The sequence below is a fragment of the Psychromonas sp. L1A2 genome (assembly GCF_009828855.1).
GTDB lineage: Bacteria > Pseudomonadota > Gammaproteobacteria > Enterobacterales > Psychromonadaceae > Psychromonas.
In genome coordinates this window covers 1004416-1022683 of sequence record NZ_WUAG01000001.1, presented here as the reverse complement: position 1 = coordinate 1022683, position 18268 = coordinate 1004416, and the positions used below count along the sequence as shown (strand labels likewise).

Genomic DNA, 18268 nt, shown 5'->3' with positions numbered 1-18268 from the left:
CTAGGGACCCCTTATGGATGATGGGTTACAAAATAACGAAAAAAGAGAAAAATTAGTCCGTGCAGGGAAAATGCATTCAATCCATTGGCTAATCGTATTGCTTTCTGTGGTATTAACTTTCAGTGCTTGGTACTACTCTCAATTCCAACAATCACAAAAGCTTGAAATTCAATTTGAGCGCGAAGCTGAAAAAGTAGTTAACTTAGTCAAACAACGAATGACACTTTATGAAAATGTCCTGTGGGGAGGCGTTGCTTATATTGATGCTGTCGATTCAGATATCACTTCTCAACAATGGTCAACCTACTCAAAGAGTTTACAAATAGATATCAACTACCCAGGTATTAACGGCTTTGGCATTATTCATAACGTGCAACCTGACGAGTTCGATAACTATTTACAAAAACAATATCAACAAAGACCTGATTATAAAGTGCACCCAACTCATACCAATCCTGAATATTGGCCAATCACCTTTGTTGAACCTCTTGCTTCAAACAAACAAGCCATTGGCCTTGATATTGCTTTTGAAAGCAATCGCTACTCATCAATTAAAAAAGCAAGAGACTCAGGAGAGGCATTGTTAACAGCGCCCATTATTCTGGTACAAGATGATAAACAAACGCCTGGCTTCCTTTTTTACACTCCATTTTATAAAGATGGGCTCAAACCTGACAGCATAGAGGAACGCCGTAGATTAATTAAAGGTGTTACTTATGCCCCTTTTATTATGGAAAAATTAATGAAAGGTACTCTGGCTGAAACAAATAGATATGTAAGCATTAAAATATGGGATGGAACAGATTTACTGTTTGACGATCATTTAAATGATGAAGCCATAAAGGTAGATGAGAGCCCGCTTCTTTCCAAAAAAGTGGAAACTACATTATACGGACGTACTTGGACATTCTCAATTCAATCAAATATAAGTTTTAGACAAGATACAACGTTAAATCAGTCTTCAATCATCCTCATTGGCGGTTTAATAATTGATGCATTTTTACTCGTGTTATTTTTGCTTTTATCAAAAGCAAATAGACAAGCATTAAAATATGCTGATCAAATGACAATTGAATTAAAAAATAAAACCAAACACTTAGAAAAATCGAATATTGATTTAGAGAAATCTAATAATGATTTAGAACAGTTCTCCTACGTCGCATCACACGATCTCAAATCACCACTGAATGCCATCGAACAATTAGGTAGTTGGATAGAAGAAGATTGCCAAGATATATTACCCGAGGAATCTAAAGAACATTTAGCCTTATTACGCCAACGAAGCAAGCGCATGCTCAAATTATTAGATGACCTATTAGATTACTCCCGTTTAAATCTAACGACGGTTGCTAATGATAAAGTCAATTTAGAAGAGAAAGCAAAAGACATCCTTTCATTGCTGGAAAGTAACGATAACTTTAGTTGTACTGCTCCAAATATTGACATAAATATTCCACAACTACCCTTTGAAATAGTGTTAAGAAATTTAATTTCTAATTCGATAAAACATCACGATAAACCAACGGGTCAAATCACTATCCACTATGCAATAAAAAACAACTTTCATGAAGTATCGCTAGAAGATGATGGCCCGGGGATCCCTGAAGCATTTCATGATAAAGCCATGGAAATGTTTCAAACATTACAATCACGGGACAAAGTAGAAGGAAGTGGCATGGGACTTGCTATGATTAAACGAATCGTTGTTCATTATCATGGAAGTGTCAATATTATATCAGATGGGAAACGTGGCACGAAAATAAATATCTTATGGCCACTGAATTCATAGCAAAAAGAAAAACTGGAAAATCGTAACCAATAAAGGCTGATTAATGTGAAAAATGCAAATGAAATTACTTTGTTACTCGTAGAGGATGACGATATTGATGCAATGACAATCAAGCGTAGCTTCAAAAAACAAAATATTACTAACCCTTTAGTGCGCGTTTACGATGGTCTTGAAGCATTAACCTTATTAAAAGAAAACAAAGTTACACAACCATTAGTCATTATTCTCGATTTACAAATGCCAAGAATGGGCGGCATAGAATTTTTAAAAGTATTACGGGCAGATCCGAAACTATCAGACTTAGTGGTTTTCGTATTGACCACATCAAAAGCAAAGACAGATATCACGTCAAGTTACGGTAAACATATTGCAGGGTATTTTGTCAAAGGAGAGACCGGAGATAGATTCTCAGGTCTTGTTAACATGCTAGAAAACTATTTTGAAATAGTACACTTAAATGAAGAATAAAATGATCAGTACTTCAACGTTAAGATTTAAGGATATGAGCACTATATGAACATACTCATTGTTGATGACGATAAAATCGATAGAGAAATGATCGTAAGAGCATTAACCCGCAGTAATATTTTATGCAACATTACACAAGTTGATATGGTGGATCGGGCACTTGAAGTATTAGCGCACACAGCATTTGACGTCGTATTACTCGATTATAACTTACCTCAACGTAACGGTATCGAACTCTTAATTGAGTTAAAGGACATGCCAGCTAAAGAGAATACTGTTGTTATCATGACAAGCACCTCGAAAGAAGATGACTTAGCCACTAGTAGTATTAACGCAGGGGCACAAGACTTCTTGGTTAAAACAGAGATCAACGCCTTTAGACTACAAAGAGCAATAGCCAACGCACAAGTACGTGCTTCTTTAGAGCAAGAACTACTTCGTAGCCATCAACGTACTAAAGAGCTTGCAGAACGAGATAACCTAACCGGTTTAGCTAATCGTTATTATTTTGACGAGTCTTTATGCCATGAAATAAAAAAACAACAAAGAGACAAAAGTAAACTTGCTCTATTACTGATCGATTTAGACTATTTTAAATTTGTGAATGATAACTATGGCCATGATATAGGTGATCAGTTATTGATTGCGGTCACCAAACGCATTACCAGTTGTTTACGTGGTAGCGAGCTATTTGCGCGTTTAGGCGGAGATGAGTTTGCCATCACACTGACTAATTTAGAATCTGCTTTCGGAGCAAGCACCGTTGCCAAACGCATCATAGAATCATTACAAAAACCTTTTGAAATTGGACATCATGTCATCACTTCCGGAGCGAGTATTGGTATTTCACTATGCCCAAGTGATAGTACTGATGTTAAAGAACTATTTAAATACGCAGATATTGCAATGTATCGATCTAAAAGTGATGGTCGTAACCAGTTTTGTTTTTTTGAAGCTAAAATGCAAGAAACGTTTTTAGAAAATTTCTTAATCGAAAATCAATTGCGAAGTGCGCTAACAAATGATGAATTTTACTTACTCTATCAACCTGTTATTAGTACATTAAACGGAAAAATAACAGGTGTTGAAGCATTAATACGTTTTGAAATTGAAGATATTACTCAACGGCCTGATATATTTATTCCTATTGCAGAAAAATCTAGATTAATTATAGAAATTGGACGTTGGGTTATAGCAGAAGCAATTAAACAGTTGAGTTATTGGCAGAAAATACAAGGTTCAACATTGACCATGTCGATCAACTTATCCTCAATCCAATTAAGCGACGAAGGGTTAATTGAGTCTATAGAATCAACCTTAATAAAACACGGGGTTAATGCCTCGCACATTGAATTTGAGTTAACTGAAACGGCTTTATTGGTCGAACAAGAAAATACAACGAAGATGATTCAAAGTATTAGTGATTTAGGATGTAAAATTTCACTAGATGATTTTGGAACAGGATTCTCCTCTATTTCGCATTTACATCGATTTCCAATTAACACCGTTAAAGTTGATAAAAGCTTAATGCCGAGTGCCTTGCCCAAAGAAAATACCAAACCTTTTTTAGCTGGATTAGTAGTAATGATTCAGTCATTGGAATTAGATATTATTGCCGAAGGTATTGAAACCGAAATCGATCTCAACCTATGTATTGAGTTAGGTGTTAATAAAATGCAAGGTTATTACTTTGATAAACCACTCACAGTACATGAACTAGAAAGTCGTTATTTATAAAAAGACTTAGCAAATTTAACTTAATGAATAGAAATACTGGGAGGGTAATATAATTTCCCCTCTTTATTATCGTCAATTTAGCTAAGAACGTAGTTAACGAATGCATGATATTATCTTTTATAAATCGTTAAAGTCATCCTTTCAATATTGATGACTCTCAAATTTATTTTTATGATATTACTGCTATTTCCTGCCTACTTTATCGCAGCTTTATTATACCGATTACATTAAATATGTTATCTAAATTTTGCGCTGGAAAAACAGTTCAATTCAAGGCGTAAATTGATCCTTTCGAAGATTAACTTCGTTAATCGTCTATCGGAGAATTAACCAAAAGATGTTAATTCTTTAATGGCTGTTCCCTTTACGAAATTTATAACGAGGAAGTGGGCTGTTTTAACAAGTAAAATAGATAAGCTATTTATTGTGATTGGTATTAACAGGAATATTCATAAACGTATCGGTGATATCACTTTCCACCCCTCACTTTCTTTTTCTGCTAATGCAAATTTAAAAGCATAATCTAACTGCCCTGTTTTCATTCTCAGGTCTGTTGCGACCAATTGCCCTTCTACCTCTTCTAAGCGAATGAATCCATGAGTAAACCAATCTAAAGACTTTAATGCAGGCGGATAAACATTAAGCTGGCCATAACCTAAATCTTGTTTTATCGATAACGCAGAATCACTTGCAAGTATATTGACCTTCACATTGTAATAAACCCCATTATCGATCACGATAGCGCCCCACCAATTAAAATTCGGATAAAGCGGGGAAATGAATATTTTATCCTTCGCTATATTATTTTCTTGCAAGACGATCTCTACTCTTTTTTGTACCTGATTTTGCAAAAACAACCCCAACAACAAATAACCACTACTCAGTATTAAGCCGATATGGTTAATGCGTCTCGCTTTACCTTTCTTTTCATTATCGCCATTTCGCCATAGGTATACGCAGCCAATTAACAAAGGCAATGTATACAAAGGGTCAACCGCAAAAATTGAAGCAATTGAAATAGGGTGACTGGCTAACGGCCAAAATAACTGAGTACCGTAACTAGTAAATGCATCAAGCATCGGGTGAGTCACTAAGGGTAAACAACACAACCAAAATAAACGTTGATTAGAAATAATCACTTTTGTAAATTTTCTTTTAAAGCTGAGTTTTAAAAAGGCAAAGCAGATGAATGCGAAGGGAAACAAAACAAATAAAGAATGAGAAAAACTACGATGCTCAGTAAAACGAGTAACGGCATCGGTTGCAGGTAATAAAACATCTAAATCAGGTAACGTGGCAAGTACTGCCCCAATAACGAGTGTACTTCGTCCCAGTTGTTTATGCCCAATAGCCGCAGCAATACTACTACCTAATACAATTTGACTGACTGAATCCATCAATATCCTTTAACCACATATATAAATATAAAAGTGAATATAAAAAAAAGGTTAACTCTACTTTTATTCAAAGTGTCTATTAAACACTCAGAATAGGACGAATACTTATTGTCTATTATTTGCTATTGATTCGAGGTAATAAAATAAATGTATCTACCTTTCTAAAACAACCAAAAAAGACAAGCAACTCACGGCAATTAACCGCTTAGAAGACCGTCTATTACTGATAAAAATTTCAATATAACGATGACCTCTCCTCTTTTGCTTTACACACAAAAAAAGCAAACCGAAGTTTGCTTTATAAAATGCGCTAACTAACTTTAATTCATACTACGATTAAACTTTCTATCAAAAGCTTCCATCAAATGGACGTAAATCACATTCATGTGTCCATGTCGATTTAGGTTGTTGGCAAAGCCCCAAATATACGTCAGCAATATCTTCTGGCTTCATCATTTTGCTAGGGTCGAGACTATGCAATGAACGGCTATTATCCGTATCAATAATGCCATCCAATATGCTATGAACAACATGTACACCTTGTGATTGAAATTCACGTGCTAGTGATTGTGTTAATCCCCTCAACGCAAACTTAGCTGAAGAGAAAGCAGAAAACTTAGCACTACCGCGTAAACTAGCCGTTGCCCCCGAAACAATAAACGTACCACCACCATTATCAACCATTGGTTGCATCAGTGATTTAGCTAATACGAAAGCAGATAAAGCCATACTACGCCAACAAGTTTCAAAATCATCGGCAGTCGTCTCAGCTAAAGGCTTAATAACTAACTGTGCAGTATTATGAATAACCACTTTAGGCGCGCCATATTCTTTTATTAGCGATGCGATTACCGTATTCGTTGCTTTCTCATTGGTTAAATCAACAACACGAATATCAAAATCTGTTGTTGAGGGTAACGAACGATTTAAGCCAACCACCTTATAACCACCACGCTCAAAGTGACTTAATAATGTATTACCTAAACCGGGGCCTGCGCCAGCAACAATTGCAAGAGGGAGAGATTGAGTCATACAAAACCTTATAGATAAATTATGATTTGTTCACTTTAACTATCTACTAAAAGATAGTCCAATAAATATTATTACTATGCATAAATAAAGGTTAGAAAAGACAGCGTTAATATTGAAAAAATAAAGATAAGCAGATAAAGCTGCTTTATAGGAGAACATTGAATAAGACGAATTAAGGTATTAATACCAATCACACTAATTAGCTAATTTATTTTACTTGTTAAAATAAATTATTTCTTCGTTATAAGTTTCGTAAAGGAAATAACCATTAAAGAGTTAACATTTTTTGGTTAATTATCCGACAGATGATTAATGACATTAATTTTCGAAAGACTCAACTTATACCTTAAATTAAGCCATTTTTTCTGCGCAAAATTTAGATCACCTTATTTAAGGTAATCGGTATAACACTTAACTTATAGACATGCGTAAAAATTAATAGTGGAAACTGAAATTGGTGAGGTTGAAAAGATTGAATGCTATTAAATAACGAGAGAGAAGAACTGTCTATCTTTTAACAAGCTAAGTAGCATGACGAAAAGATAAATGTTAATTATCAAATGAAGCTTAAGTATTTAATTAACTTTACCTAAACTTCAAATTAACTAAGTATTTTCTATTAATACTGGTATTTTTGCTCTATTTTTCTTTTCTCTAAAAGGTATTTAGTGCTATCAATTTGCTTACTAACTAATAAGTCTTCCAAAGCAACTAACTCTTTGTTTTTTTCTTTTCTTAAATAACTCTTAGTTGTATCGTAGTTGATTGACTTAGAGCCACTATAACCACTTACAGGATCCCATAAGACAGAAATAGGCCAAAATAATAAATTTACTACTCCATAGCCAGGCTCTCTAGCATAAAAAGAACCAAACCCTGGTAAAATACCTAATACAGCACCTACCATTGGTGTTTTTTCTTCGATTAAAACACCTTCGTTTTCAAAAGCTTTATATTCCCTTTCTTGCATCGAATTTAACCCGCCTGCACATCCAGATGTTATTAAAACAGCAAGAGCCAATACGGCAAATTTTACAAACTTCATTACATATTCCTTTAAATTTACATCATCGAAGATTAACGACTAGTTCTTTATATTATTTAGATGAATAACTCATACTCTTTAAGTCTTAATGTTTTAAAATACATCAAAGATTACTGCATAAAAACCATTGAGCATTAATTTTAAAATTAATATACAAAAACCTTTATGCACAACGAGTTAACAGAAAAAAAAGCCAATATTTATTTAATAAAACAACAAAAAATAAAGCATTACTTAATTTGCGCACACCATACATCAAAAAATCACACCAATCAAAAAAATATCACATAATAGGTATAAGAATAAAAGAAATTTACTTATTTCAAGGAAGATCAATAAAAGCAGAGAATATGACGAAGAATGCAATTATTAACTAATAATCGCTATAGATAATAAAGACCGACTAAAAGAAGGTCTTTAAATCGAGAATAAGATCTTGAGTTTGAACAGAAAAAATAACCACAACTTACTCAGGAAAGCCTGGCACTTTATTAACGACACTTAAACCACTTTTGTGCCATTCAGTTTGTTCAGCACAGAATATTTGAGCATCTAACGTTTTAACAGACTCTTCATTTAAGCTGCCTGCAGGGACAATTAAAGATTCCCCACCTTGCGTTATAAAAGGTAATCCAGAACCACAGTTTTCACAGAATGCTTGCGTAAAGGTACGCTCTGGGTGGTCGTAGCGTTTTATTTTTTCTATTCCGCTAATCCAGTTAATATTATTTGCTGATGTGAATAAATTAGCGGCATGCGCACTGCCGGTTAATTTTCTGCATTGTTCGCAATGACAAAAGAAAAAATCACTAAAGTTATCTTCAACAGTAAAAGTAACGTCGCCACAGCAACAACCACCAGTAATAATTTTAGCCATAATAACCTCCATGTAGAATAAATATTGGTAAACATACCATCATCTCGACGTAATAAAAATTAATATCCCCGATACCGTTCAAGGGGCTTTATTCAGTCGTTAATTTATCCAACCAAGTGCCAACCACCATAAATAATCTAATGGCATTAAGAACAAAATAGTGATGATCGCCAGCGGCAACGTGACCTTCAATAAACTACCTAACGATTCTTTTGAAAGTTGCATCGCAAGAATAAGCGGCGCCACCTGATAAGGAAATATAACAGTAGAAAAACCAATAACCTGTGTCATTAAAACTGCGGGTAATGAAAAACCAGTTAATTGAGAAAAGTCTGTAGCCATCGGTGAAAGTACCGTAGGCACACCCGGTATAGTCGTGACTAGCCCAGTAAAAGTAGAGATAAGAGAAAGCGACATAAAGTTTAAAAAAGTATTATCCGATGATGTGGGTAACAAATGACTAAATACTTGTCCCATATACTCACCTATGCCAGATGTATTCACTAACGCCCCCAAACCAAGTGCTGCCGCTACAAAAATGATCGTGCCAAAATCAACCGAGCTATTAAATGCTTTAGGTTCAAGCACTCCCCATTTCGGCAATAATAAAATAATAGCGGTGGTTAACCCAATCCAAGCGGAGTTAATCCCATGTATTGAATCCGTCACCCAAAATAATAAAGTAATCACGAGAAGCAAAGTGACTTTTCTTTGTTGCTTATTATCGAATGTAGGTATTGAACCTGAATAAGCCTCTTTAATATTAGTAGGGGAAACAACTTTATCTGGAAAAATAAACAGCACTAAACCTACCAGTAACATTGATTTAATCACACCAAGGATTGGAAAATGCAAAAGTAGATATTCAATGTAACTAAAGTGAATATTAAACAACGTTTCACTCGCCCCCGCTAAAATCATATTAGGAATATTAGCGGGTAACACCGCAAAGCTAGGCATATTACAAGCAATTGCTAACGCTACCGCAATCCCTCGACGGCCATTACTGCCCGATGTGAAACCTACATGTTCAGCTAAAGCCATACCTACAGGAATCAAAACAATCGCCCGTCCCACTGAAGAAGGCATAATAAAGCCAAGCAACATAGCCGTTAACACCAAACCAAAGATCAAACGAAAATAACTCAAGGTTAAATGTGGTGCAATGATGGATGCTAATCGTTTATCTAAGCCAGATGATGAAATCGCTCCCCCTATCACAAACCCTGCAACAATTAACCACACCGCGGTAGAAGCAAATCCTGAAAATAAAATAGCGGGCTCAACCAAATGAAAAATCGTTGATAAAGCAAAAAAGATCAGCCCAGCTAGAAAGGGAGGAATAACAGAGGTGCTCCAACAAGCTAAGGTCATCAACACAACAGCAGCGCTATAAGAAAAAGATAGTGATTGGTTTTCAATAGGAGATAAAACAAGCATCAATGCAATACCTAACACACCAATAAAGGACAATAACCGAACACTGTATTTGGTTTGCATAAAACAAGCCCTTCCGAAATAACGTTAATATGAATTATATTTATAACAACAAATGATGCAGTTGCTTATAGTCACCAATATAGTCATTGATATATTGACTGGTATATTAGCTGGTGCATTGACTGTTATAGTAACCGACATTTAGTGTCGTCTTAAGTAGCAAATATGACAAAACATACCCATAAAACGCCAAATATAGCACCCAGTGATAATGCATTTATTATTGACCATACTCGTCCTGTACTGACGCATAGTAGGAATATGCAAGCGGAAACAGGTGTTACCGCTCACTCTCATGCGAGAGGACAACTACTATGGGCTGCAACGGGTATTTTAAGTGTGACTAGCAATGAGACTATATGGGTTGTCCCTCCCACTCATGCAGTTTGGATTCCAAGTTATATTCCTCATCAAGTAAACAGTGAAACAGATACTCAATTACGCAATATCTACATTGACCCTTCGTACCCTGTTAGACAAAATGAAAAATCTATTTTGATGCTCACAATGAGCCCCCTTTTACGAGAAGTTATCTTAAAGTTAACCGACTATAAAATACCTTTAACGGCTCAAAAAATTAAACACTTAGGCTTGGTTGCTATTGATGAGTTGGGAGTGCTTGAGTCATTTCATAACAATATTCATTCAGGGCAAGATCCCCGCTTACAACGGTTAATTAATTACATTGTACAACACCCAAACCAGGCCATTTCATTACCCGATTTATCGAAAATAGCAGGCGCGAGCGTCCGTACAATAGAACGCCTTTTTAAAGCAGAAACGGGGATGACATTTCGTCAATGGCGTAGTCAATTTAAATTAATGAACTCACTTGCATTACTAACGCAGGGGAAAACATCAACCTTCGTAGCTCATGAATTAGGCTATAAAAATGTCAGCAGTTTTATAGCCACGTTCAGAGCACAATTTGGGTACACACCACAGGAATATATAACGCAGATCTAAAGCGTATTTTAAAAAGAGAGTAATAAAAAGATAGTTTTCTAATACAACAACATAAACTGACATTAATTTATTCAGCCTCAATTCTGGTTAATGGAAGCGAAGTTATATTTAAAATCATAAAGTTATAATTTTTGACTAGTCAGTTCCATTAGTTTTACCTCGTTCAAAGCGAATTATTGAAGCAATAACGGGTTATTGAGAAATAATTTAACGCAGAAATCCGCGGTAATAACAGTGTTGCATCGCTTGCTTATCCAGAACTGAGGTTATTTAACAACCTCACTGCTAAACCTTAATTCACGTGCACGCTCAATACTACCGACATTGATGACGTTATTGTATCCTGCTTTATGTAAAGCAGATAAGGCGTTTTCAGCCCTAATGCCACTACGACAATACAAACGAATATCGGCATTTTTATCAGGAAACAATTCGCTGACTTCATCCACTATATCTGAATGTGATATACGTTTATCACCTTCAATATTATCAATCTTATTTTCAATATAACTTCTCACATCAATCCAAATGGGTTCAGCGAATAAGCTTGCATTGAATAGCATGCCCAGTGTGAAAATAAGTGTATATTTAATCGATTTATTAACCATAACCGCACTCCTTTTGAATAGTTGTTTTGAATAGCTATTTTAAAAATTTAATTTAAATAACATCAACGTTTCGTTAGCCGTTATAACTTCCGTTACAAGATGCAACACTATATTAATGACATTTGTAAAAATATTGAAAATACCGATCTTCTTTCTTTTCATATGGTAGATTATACCGATTACATTAAATAAGTGATCTAAATTTTGCGCAGAAAAAATGACTTAGTTTAAGGCGTAAATTGAGCTAAATGGTTGTTCCCTTTACGAAATTTACAACGAAGAAATAAGTTATTTTAACAAGTAAAATAGATCAGTTAATTAGTGTGATTGGTATTAGACCTTGAAGTGCATCACGACTTCACAGTGATAACTTCCATAAGTTTAAACTTAAACGTTACGGCTGCCATTGCTGTTTCATTCTTTTAACGGTTTCGTCAGGCACTTCATGAATATTAGTAAATTTCCCCTTACACACAATCACCTCTAGCTTAGCGTTATACTGCTTGGCTAATTGTTGATAGGCTTTCATTTCCCAATGCTTAATAAACGTATTCGATACTATTACATTTTGTTGTTGCTGCAATAACGTTTCACAGGCTTGCTGACACCATGCATGTGCTTGTTTAATAAGTGCAGGTTGAAAAAAATACACACCAGCGTCATCAATAAAATACATGTCCGCTTCTAAATGCACTATTGTTTTATCTGTCGAATTAGCCGCTTCTTCCACGCGCTTTTTAGCCAATGTACTTTTACCACTACCGGGTAAACCACGTATTAAGGTAAGCGTTAATGTAGACATGGTTTAGTGCTTAAGCTTGTATTCAACACATTGATTCCTAATAAATTTAATGGGCTACTATCAGTTGTAAATATTAACTTAGCCTAGCAAACAATAACCTAGGTATGTTTGAAAAATAGTTAACTATATACTTGCCTGATTATACTGAAATTCGTTGTTTATACGTAACAAAGGCATCCATGCCTTACTTGATTGCAATAATCATTGAAGCTCATCATTTCAGTGAGTCATTGCTACAAGCAACTACCCTTAAAGATAACTAATGTGTAAAAATCACCCTAAAATCTAACGTTTTGTTAAGCCTTTTTTATTCAAGTACGGCAGAATGTGCGGACGAGATTCTTTCGATAATTGTCCCGTTACCTGTTCAGACCACGTACTTTGTTTTTGATTGCTTGAGCGGCTTGCATAATAGTTATGTATCACTTCATCATAACTTTTAATATCTTCCATCTTCAGTGGCTGATATTGATTTTCATGCATAATTACATGAGCAGGCAAACGCGGTTTAACTTCAGGATCTTGGGCTGGGTAACCTAAACACATACCAAATAATACCGATGTATTTTGTGGTAATTCAAGCAGCTCATCAACCAACTGTATCTTGTTACGTAGCCCACCAATATACACGCCACCTAACCCTAATGACTCAGCAGCTAACAGGCAGTTTTGCGCCATAATGCCACAATCAACCGCACCTATCAGTGTTAGTTCGGTAAAATCAGCCTGTACCTCAGGGTTAATTGCTGCATGACGTTGATAGTCAATACAGAACACCAAAAACTCAGTCGCATTTTCAACATAAGCTTGATTACCTGCATACTCTGCTAACAACTTACGTTTACTTTTATCCGTTACTCGAATAATAGAAACGACTTGTAACATGCTCGATGAAGAAGCCGCTAATCCAGCTTGGATAATGGTATCAAGTTGGCTTTTTTCTATCGGTTGATCCGTATATTGGCGAATCGATCGGTGGTTTAACATGGTCTCAATGGTTTTGTTCATAAAATCGATAATCCTGTGTTGTAAGGTATAAGGCTACCCTAATAAGATTGATGAGGATGGAGATGTGACTATGCCAAACCAAGGCAGACTTGGCAAATAGACGACTTAATATTAACTCAATGACCAACAAAGTCGAGAGGTCACTTTTGTGCTTCTTGTAAAGCACCTTCTCAAATATTAATGCCATAAGTGACCATTTTATAAAGTGATATATACCCGTTACCATTCAATATGCAACATTCAGCAAGCAGTGAAGTGAACAGATTCTAGACAGAAAGAGGAAGATCTAACGGATTAAATCGACACTTTTGAACAACGAAGGTGCTTGCTTCACAGCTTGCGCTCTGTGTCATTAGCTGAAAACCAACTCTGCGTTACAACCTTCGATAAGCACTAGTCATTACCATCATGTTGCGCCTTGATTTGGAGTCCAAGCAAACCACTGAACAAAGCAACTTAAACAGTAACGGGTATAGCATTAATGGATACAACACTTTTATAAAAGACAAAAGGCAGCCGAAGCTACCTTTTTAAATCATTCTTTAAAATCGCAACTTATTTCATGAATTTTTTAAATGGTGCATCAACTGGCGTATCTGCAAGGTGATTTGTGTAGTTGCTCATTACTTTTTGAGATAAACCAACAATAATTTCAAGTAGCTGTTGCTTGCCGTAACCTGCAGCAAAAAACGTCTCAATTTGCTCATCGCTAATAACACCACGTTCACGCGTCATTAAAAGTGTCGTTTCACGTAATACTTCTAACTTAGGGTTTGCCAATGGTGTTTTATTCACAAGGGCATCAACAACACCTTGGTCCACTTTCATTGAAGCTGCAATTGCACTATGTGCCGGTACACAGTAGTGACATTCATGCTCAACGTTAATTGACTGCCATACAACAGTTAACTCTTCAGCGTTAAACGATGTTTTTTGGAAAAGGTCATGCAGTACTTGGTAGCCCTTTAGTAATGTTGGTGCTTCAGCCATTACTGCGTGTAAGTTAGGTACCATACCAAATGCGGCTACTGAATCAGCCATTAGCGGCTTTGATGCTTCAGGTGCATTTTCTGCTGTGTATAACGTAAAATCTGTCATGTTTAACTCCAATAAATAATGTGTTTTAAGTAACTCGGTGCATATACTATTTCAATTTGAGCGAACGTTCAACCTTAATTTGAACAAACGTTCAAATTAAGGTTGAGAATCACTGAAATAATAAGATAAAAACTAAATGTAAGATGATTATCAGACTTGCCAGTCAATTCTCTGGTAATAATTTTCATTGAAACTTAGCACTAGACTGTAAGAAACCACCTTGATGCAAACAAGTAGTATTTACTTTGCACTTGGCTAGAAGAAAGGCGATGTAGATAATCATTAAAAGATGCAACCGAACCAACAAAGATTGCAGTCCCTGTACTATTTCTATGAGAGTAAAAGCAAACGATGAATGTGCCGAAAAGAACGTTAATTTATATGCGTTAAGTTTAAATACAATTTAAATTTAACTACAACAGCGCAATGAGCCCCACTGATGTTCGAGCACTGAACAGAGAAAAGCATATTTTTAAAAGGAACTTTGATGATAAATATTAGTCAAGGTTATTGGGTGGTCAGAACTGGCTTAATCAAGTTTTCTGCGTAAAAGTGTTATCCCCTTTTATGCCCCCATAATTTACTGTTTCTATAAGAAGATGATGACCATATTATTATTTTCTTTTTATTTCTCGTCCTCATAAGGCCTTACTGTGCTTCATAAATACACGACTATTCATACATACATAAGTAAACGATGGGCTGCATTATTAATATTAATAATGATCGCTGCCGGTACGCTCATTTACTTAGATTCTCTTGTTAACTCAACGTTTAAAGATAAACAGTGGTCAGTTGCATCAACGGTTTACGCTCGGCCTTTAGAAATATATGAAGGATTACCACTCACGTTGACTGATTTACGTGAAGAAATGACCCTACTTGGATATCATTTTGTACGTAACGTTAATAACCCCGGCGAGGCATTAGTCGAACAAAATAAAGTGACTATTTTCATCCCTCAATTTCAGTTCAGTGATGAACTAGCACCGGCACAAAAAATAAAAATCACCTTAACTAATGGCTACGTATCAGCATTAGAAAGTAAAAATAATAAAGCCTTAGTTCGTTTACAACCACTTGTTATTGGAGGAATTTATCCTTCACACAACGAGGATAGAATATTAATTCAACTTGTCGATGCCCCCGTTTCTTTACAAGAAATATTGGTTGCCGTTGAAGATAAGGGTTTTTATGATCATTATGGTATTTCGCTTCGTGGCATTGGGCGAGCAGTCATAGCAAATATTAAAAAAGGTGGATTCTCACAGGGTGCGTCAACCCTGACACAACAATTGATTAAAAATTATTACCTCACGCCAGAACAAACATTAATTCGTAAAGCGCAGGAAGCGCTAATGGCTATATTATTGGAGTTACATGCAAGCAAAGCTCAGATTTTAGAAGGATACATGAATGAAGTATACCTTGGGCAAGATGGCCCGCGCGCTATTCATGGCTTTGGTTTAGCCAGTCAGTATTATTTCAAAAAAAATCTGATGGATTTATCCGTTTCGCAACAAGCACTGTTAGTTGCACTTGTGCGCGGAGCCAGTTATTACAATCCATGGCGTAACCCTAAACGTGCATTAAAACGTAGAAATTTAGTGTTAGATATTGCAGTGAGAGAAAATCGTCTTGATGTAGATGTGGCTGAATTGGCTAAGAAAACTCCCCTAGGGATTGGTGATCGTAGCACCAGTACGACTAAACGTTACCCAGCTTATTTAGATCTTGTGCGTAAGCAATTACAGAACGATTACAAAGCGGAAGACTTAAGTTCGAATGGCTTGTCTATTTTCACCCATTTTAATCCCTTAATTCAAGAAACAGCTGAGTCTAGCTTGGTGAAAATGATTGCCAAACAAAAAAAATCTGATGCCAGTGCTAAGCTGCAAGGAGCAGTCATAGTTACGCAACCCAATACAGGCGCCGTTACCGCTATTGTTGGCGGTAGCGATACTCAATATGCAGGATTTAACCGCGCCATTGATGCTCGTCGACAAATCGGCTCATTAATGAAACCCGCCGTCTATTTAACCGCGTTGGAACAAAGTGAACAATATACATTAGCGACTCCAATAAGCGATTCAGCTTACGAGCAAACATTAGATAACGGTGATAGTTGGTCCCCTAAAAATTACGACTTAAAAGAACATGGTGATGTACTTTTATATAAAGCATTAGCGCACTCATACAATCAGGCAACAGCGCGTTTAGGCAATGAGCTAGGCTTAGATAAAATATTATCAACCATAAAACGACTTGGCGTTGATAGTGATATTCCAGCGGTCCCGGCTATTACATTAGGGGCCGCAGAATTAAGCCCACTTGACGTTGCTCAAATGTATCAAACTATTTCTTCTGGTGGCTTTTACACCCCGTTATTGGCGATCAGCTCCGTTGTCGATGCACACGGTGAAGTATTAACTAGTTACCCTATCGATATTCAAAAACGCTTTAACTCAAGCTCCATTTATACCTTACGCCACGCGTTACAAGCGGTGACGCACGAAGGATCCGCTAAAGCTTTACAATGGTTATTACCTGATTTTGCAGTGGCAGGAAAAACCGGGACAACCAATGATTTGCGAGACAGTTGGTTTGCAGGTTTTTCTGATGACATGCAAGCGGTTGTCTGGCTTGGCCGTGACGATAATAAAAGCACCGGATTGACGGGTTCAAGTGGTGCACTGCGTGTCTGGGCAGACATTTTCAAGGCACGTGCTCAACAGCCTTTACAGAACTTTCCACCAAAAAACGTCACGCTAAGTTGGGTCGATGGTGAATCAGGTGTAGGTAGCGAAGATCGCTGTGATAATGCAATACAATTACCTTTCGTCAGTGGCACTGAGCCAGAAGAAGAAATACGTTGTAGTACAACCGATAAAGTCATGGATTGGTTCCGTAACTTATCCAACTAAGTAACTTATCTAAGTAACTTATCTAACTAAGTAATTTATCTAAGTAATTTATCCAACTAAAGAGTTCGAAATAATGAAGTATTATAAAATTGTTACTGTTGTTTGTTTATCTAGTTTTTTATGGGCTTGTAGTACGAAACCAGTTACTACAACACCTGCTACCGCACCAGTAACAGACCCGACAACCCCAGGTTCAACCAGTAATCCAACGGGCGGTATTGATAATACAGTTAAAGGAAAATCAGCATTAAACTCATTATTAAACCTTGCTGAGCAGCAAGAAAGTAATGGGAATTTACGAGGTGCGAGAGGGACGCTAGGACGTGCAATTAGGATCTCTCCACGTAACCCTGAAATCTATTTACGCCTAGCAGAGTTAAGCTACCGCGAGGGTAAAAATGCGCAAGCACAATCATTCGCTGAAAAAGCGCTTAGCTTAAATCCGAATAAAGCATTAACCGGTCAAGCTGAATCATTGTTAGAAAACTTGTATTAGATAACCTTTTATTAGAGGCCTTACCCCCTGAATAATAGAATAATAGAATAATAGAATAATAGAATAATAGGTTCCCCTAATCAGGTAATGAATTTGTTGAGGGTTTTGCGCCCCATTAATCAAAGAAGTAATGGAACACCAAATTCTTTTCCATTGTTTTGCTCTTTTTTACAAGCTTTTTGATTTTTGGATACTTTTTGACTTTTGGATACTTTTTGACTTTTGGATATAGAGGTATTGTCGATTTAAATTGGTTTTTAACGGGTCTTCAGTCATTGAAATATCTTGGTATTTATTCTCAGAGTTTTCGCTCTGTCGTCGCCCCCTTTTATTATCTGAATAATAATTTCTCACCCACAACATACAAAAAGAATAAAAGAGTACGCCAAGCTTAATCGCCTTGTAAAACGACACTAACGCATCACTCATACGCTACACTAATATGTAATAAAACAAGCGCAAACTAAACGCCCGCCCTACTCATAACATAATACTACCGTATGCTTCCCAGCCTTACTTTG

Annotated in this window: 15 protein-coding genes; 6 read left to right on the top strand and 9 right to left on the bottom strand. The window is 36.2% G+C overall.

Annotated features, from left to right (window positions below):
* Positions 1–13 precede the first annotated feature (13 nt).
* From GQR59_RS04495 to GQR59_RS04485, 3 genes are read left to right on the top strand one after another with little or no spacing between them, the layout of a single operon-like run.
* On the top strand, positions 14–1789 hold the full coding sequence (locus tag GQR59_RS04495) for a CHASE domain-containing protein (RefSeq protein ID WP_160060876.1): 1776 nt from the start codon (positions 14–16) through the stop codon (positions 1787–1789).
* Positions 1790–1834: 45 nt separating this feature from the next.
* Complete coding sequence (locus GQR59_RS04490) at positions 1835–2257, top strand: response regulator (protein ID WP_236546651.1); 423 nt, start codon at positions 1835–1837, stop codon at positions 2255–2257.
* A 45-nt stretch (positions 2258–2302) separates the two neighbouring features.
* Entirely contained in the window at positions 2303–3994 is a 1692-nt protein-coding gene (locus GQR59_RS04485) for a putative bifunctional diguanylate cyclase/phosphodiesterase (RefSeq protein WP_160060875.1), read from the top strand.
* A 449-nt stretch (positions 3995–4443) separates the two neighbouring features.
* Here GQR59_RS04485 and GQR59_RS04480 read toward each other — a convergent pair whose 3' ends face one another.
* From GQR59_RS04480 to GQR59_RS04460, 5 genes are all read right to left on the bottom strand, one after another.
* Positions 4444–5391 (bottom strand): metal-dependent hydrolase, encoded by a 948-nt coding sequence (locus tag GQR59_RS04480; protein ID WP_160060874.1) that lies wholly within the window; start codon positions 5389–5391, stop codon positions 4444–4446.
* Between the two features lie 348 nt (positions 5392–5739).
* Complete coding sequence (locus tag GQR59_RS04475) at positions 5740–6423, bottom strand: SDR family NAD(P)-dependent oxidoreductase (RefSeq protein ID WP_160060873.1); 684 nt, start codon at positions 6421–6423, stop codon at positions 5740–5742.
* A 619-nt stretch (positions 6424–7042) separates the two neighbouring features.
* Positions 7043–7468 (bottom strand): hypothetical protein, encoded by a 426-nt coding sequence (locus tag GQR59_RS04470; protein WP_160060872.1) that lies wholly within the window; start codon positions 7466–7468, stop codon positions 7043–7045.
* 466 nt (positions 7469–7934) lie between these two features.
* Positions 7935–8345: a GFA family protein gene (locus GQR59_RS04465; RefSeq protein ID WP_160060871.1), complete on the bottom strand. Its 411-nt coding sequence runs from the start codon at positions 8343–8345 to the stop codon at positions 7935–7937.
* Positions 8346–8444: 99 nt separating this feature from the next.
* Positions 8445–9845, bottom strand: a complete 1401-nt coding sequence (locus GQR59_RS04460; protein ID WP_160060870.1) for an SLC13 family permease — start codon at positions 9843–9845, stop codon at positions 8445–8447.
* 165 nt (positions 9846–10010) lie between these two features.
* On the opposite strand from GQR59_RS04460, the gene GQR59_RS04455 reads away from it, so the two are divergent.
* A complete protein-coding gene (locus GQR59_RS04455; RefSeq protein ID WP_160060869.1) occupies positions 10011–10811 on the top strand; it encodes an AraC family transcriptional regulator in 801 nt (266 codons plus the stop codon).
* A gap of 266 nt (positions 10812–11077) precedes the next feature.
* Here the strand turns inward: GQR59_RS04455 and GQR59_RS04450 are convergent, their stop codons facing one another.
* The 4 genes from GQR59_RS04450 to GQR59_RS04435 all read right to left on the bottom strand — a co-directional run bounded on the left by GQR59_RS04450 (position 11078) and on the right by GQR59_RS04435 (position 14327).
* On the bottom strand, positions 11078–11419 hold the full coding sequence (locus GQR59_RS04450; protein ID WP_160060868.1) for a rhodanese-like domain-containing protein: 342 nt from the start codon (positions 11417–11419) through the stop codon (positions 11078–11080).
* A 394-nt stretch (positions 11420–11813) separates the two neighbouring features.
* On the bottom strand, positions 11814–12221 hold the full coding sequence (locus GQR59_RS04445; protein WP_160060867.1) for an ATP-binding protein: 408 nt from the start codon (positions 12219–12221) through the stop codon (positions 11814–11816).
* A 285-nt stretch (positions 12222–12506) separates the two neighbouring features.
* Entirely contained in the window at positions 12507–13229 is a 723-nt protein-coding gene (gene nfsA / locus GQR59_RS04440) for an oxygen-insensitive NADPH nitroreductase (protein ID WP_160060866.1), read from the bottom strand.
* Positions 13230–13784: 555 nt separating this feature from the next.
* Complete coding sequence (locus GQR59_RS04435; RefSeq protein WP_160060865.1) at positions 13785–14327, bottom strand: carboxymuconolactone decarboxylase family protein; 543 nt, start codon at positions 14325–14327, stop codon at positions 13785–13787.
* A 653-nt stretch (positions 14328–14980) separates the two neighbouring features.
* Here GQR59_RS04435 and mrcB point away from each other — a divergent pair.
* Together mrcB and GQR59_RS04425 are read left to right on the top strand one after the other, a co-directional pair.
* Positions 14981–17251, top strand: a complete 2271-nt coding sequence (gene mrcB / locus GQR59_RS04430) for a penicillin-binding protein 1B (RefSeq protein ID WP_236546650.1) — start codon at positions 14981–14983, stop codon at positions 17249–17251.
* Between the two features lie 73 nt (positions 17252–17324).
* Positions 17325–17747 (top strand): tetratricopeptide repeat protein, encoded by a 423-nt coding sequence (locus tag GQR59_RS04425; RefSeq protein ID WP_160060864.1) that lies wholly within the window; start codon positions 17325–17327, stop codon positions 17745–17747.
* The last annotated feature ends 521 nt before the right edge of the window (positions 17748–18268 follow it).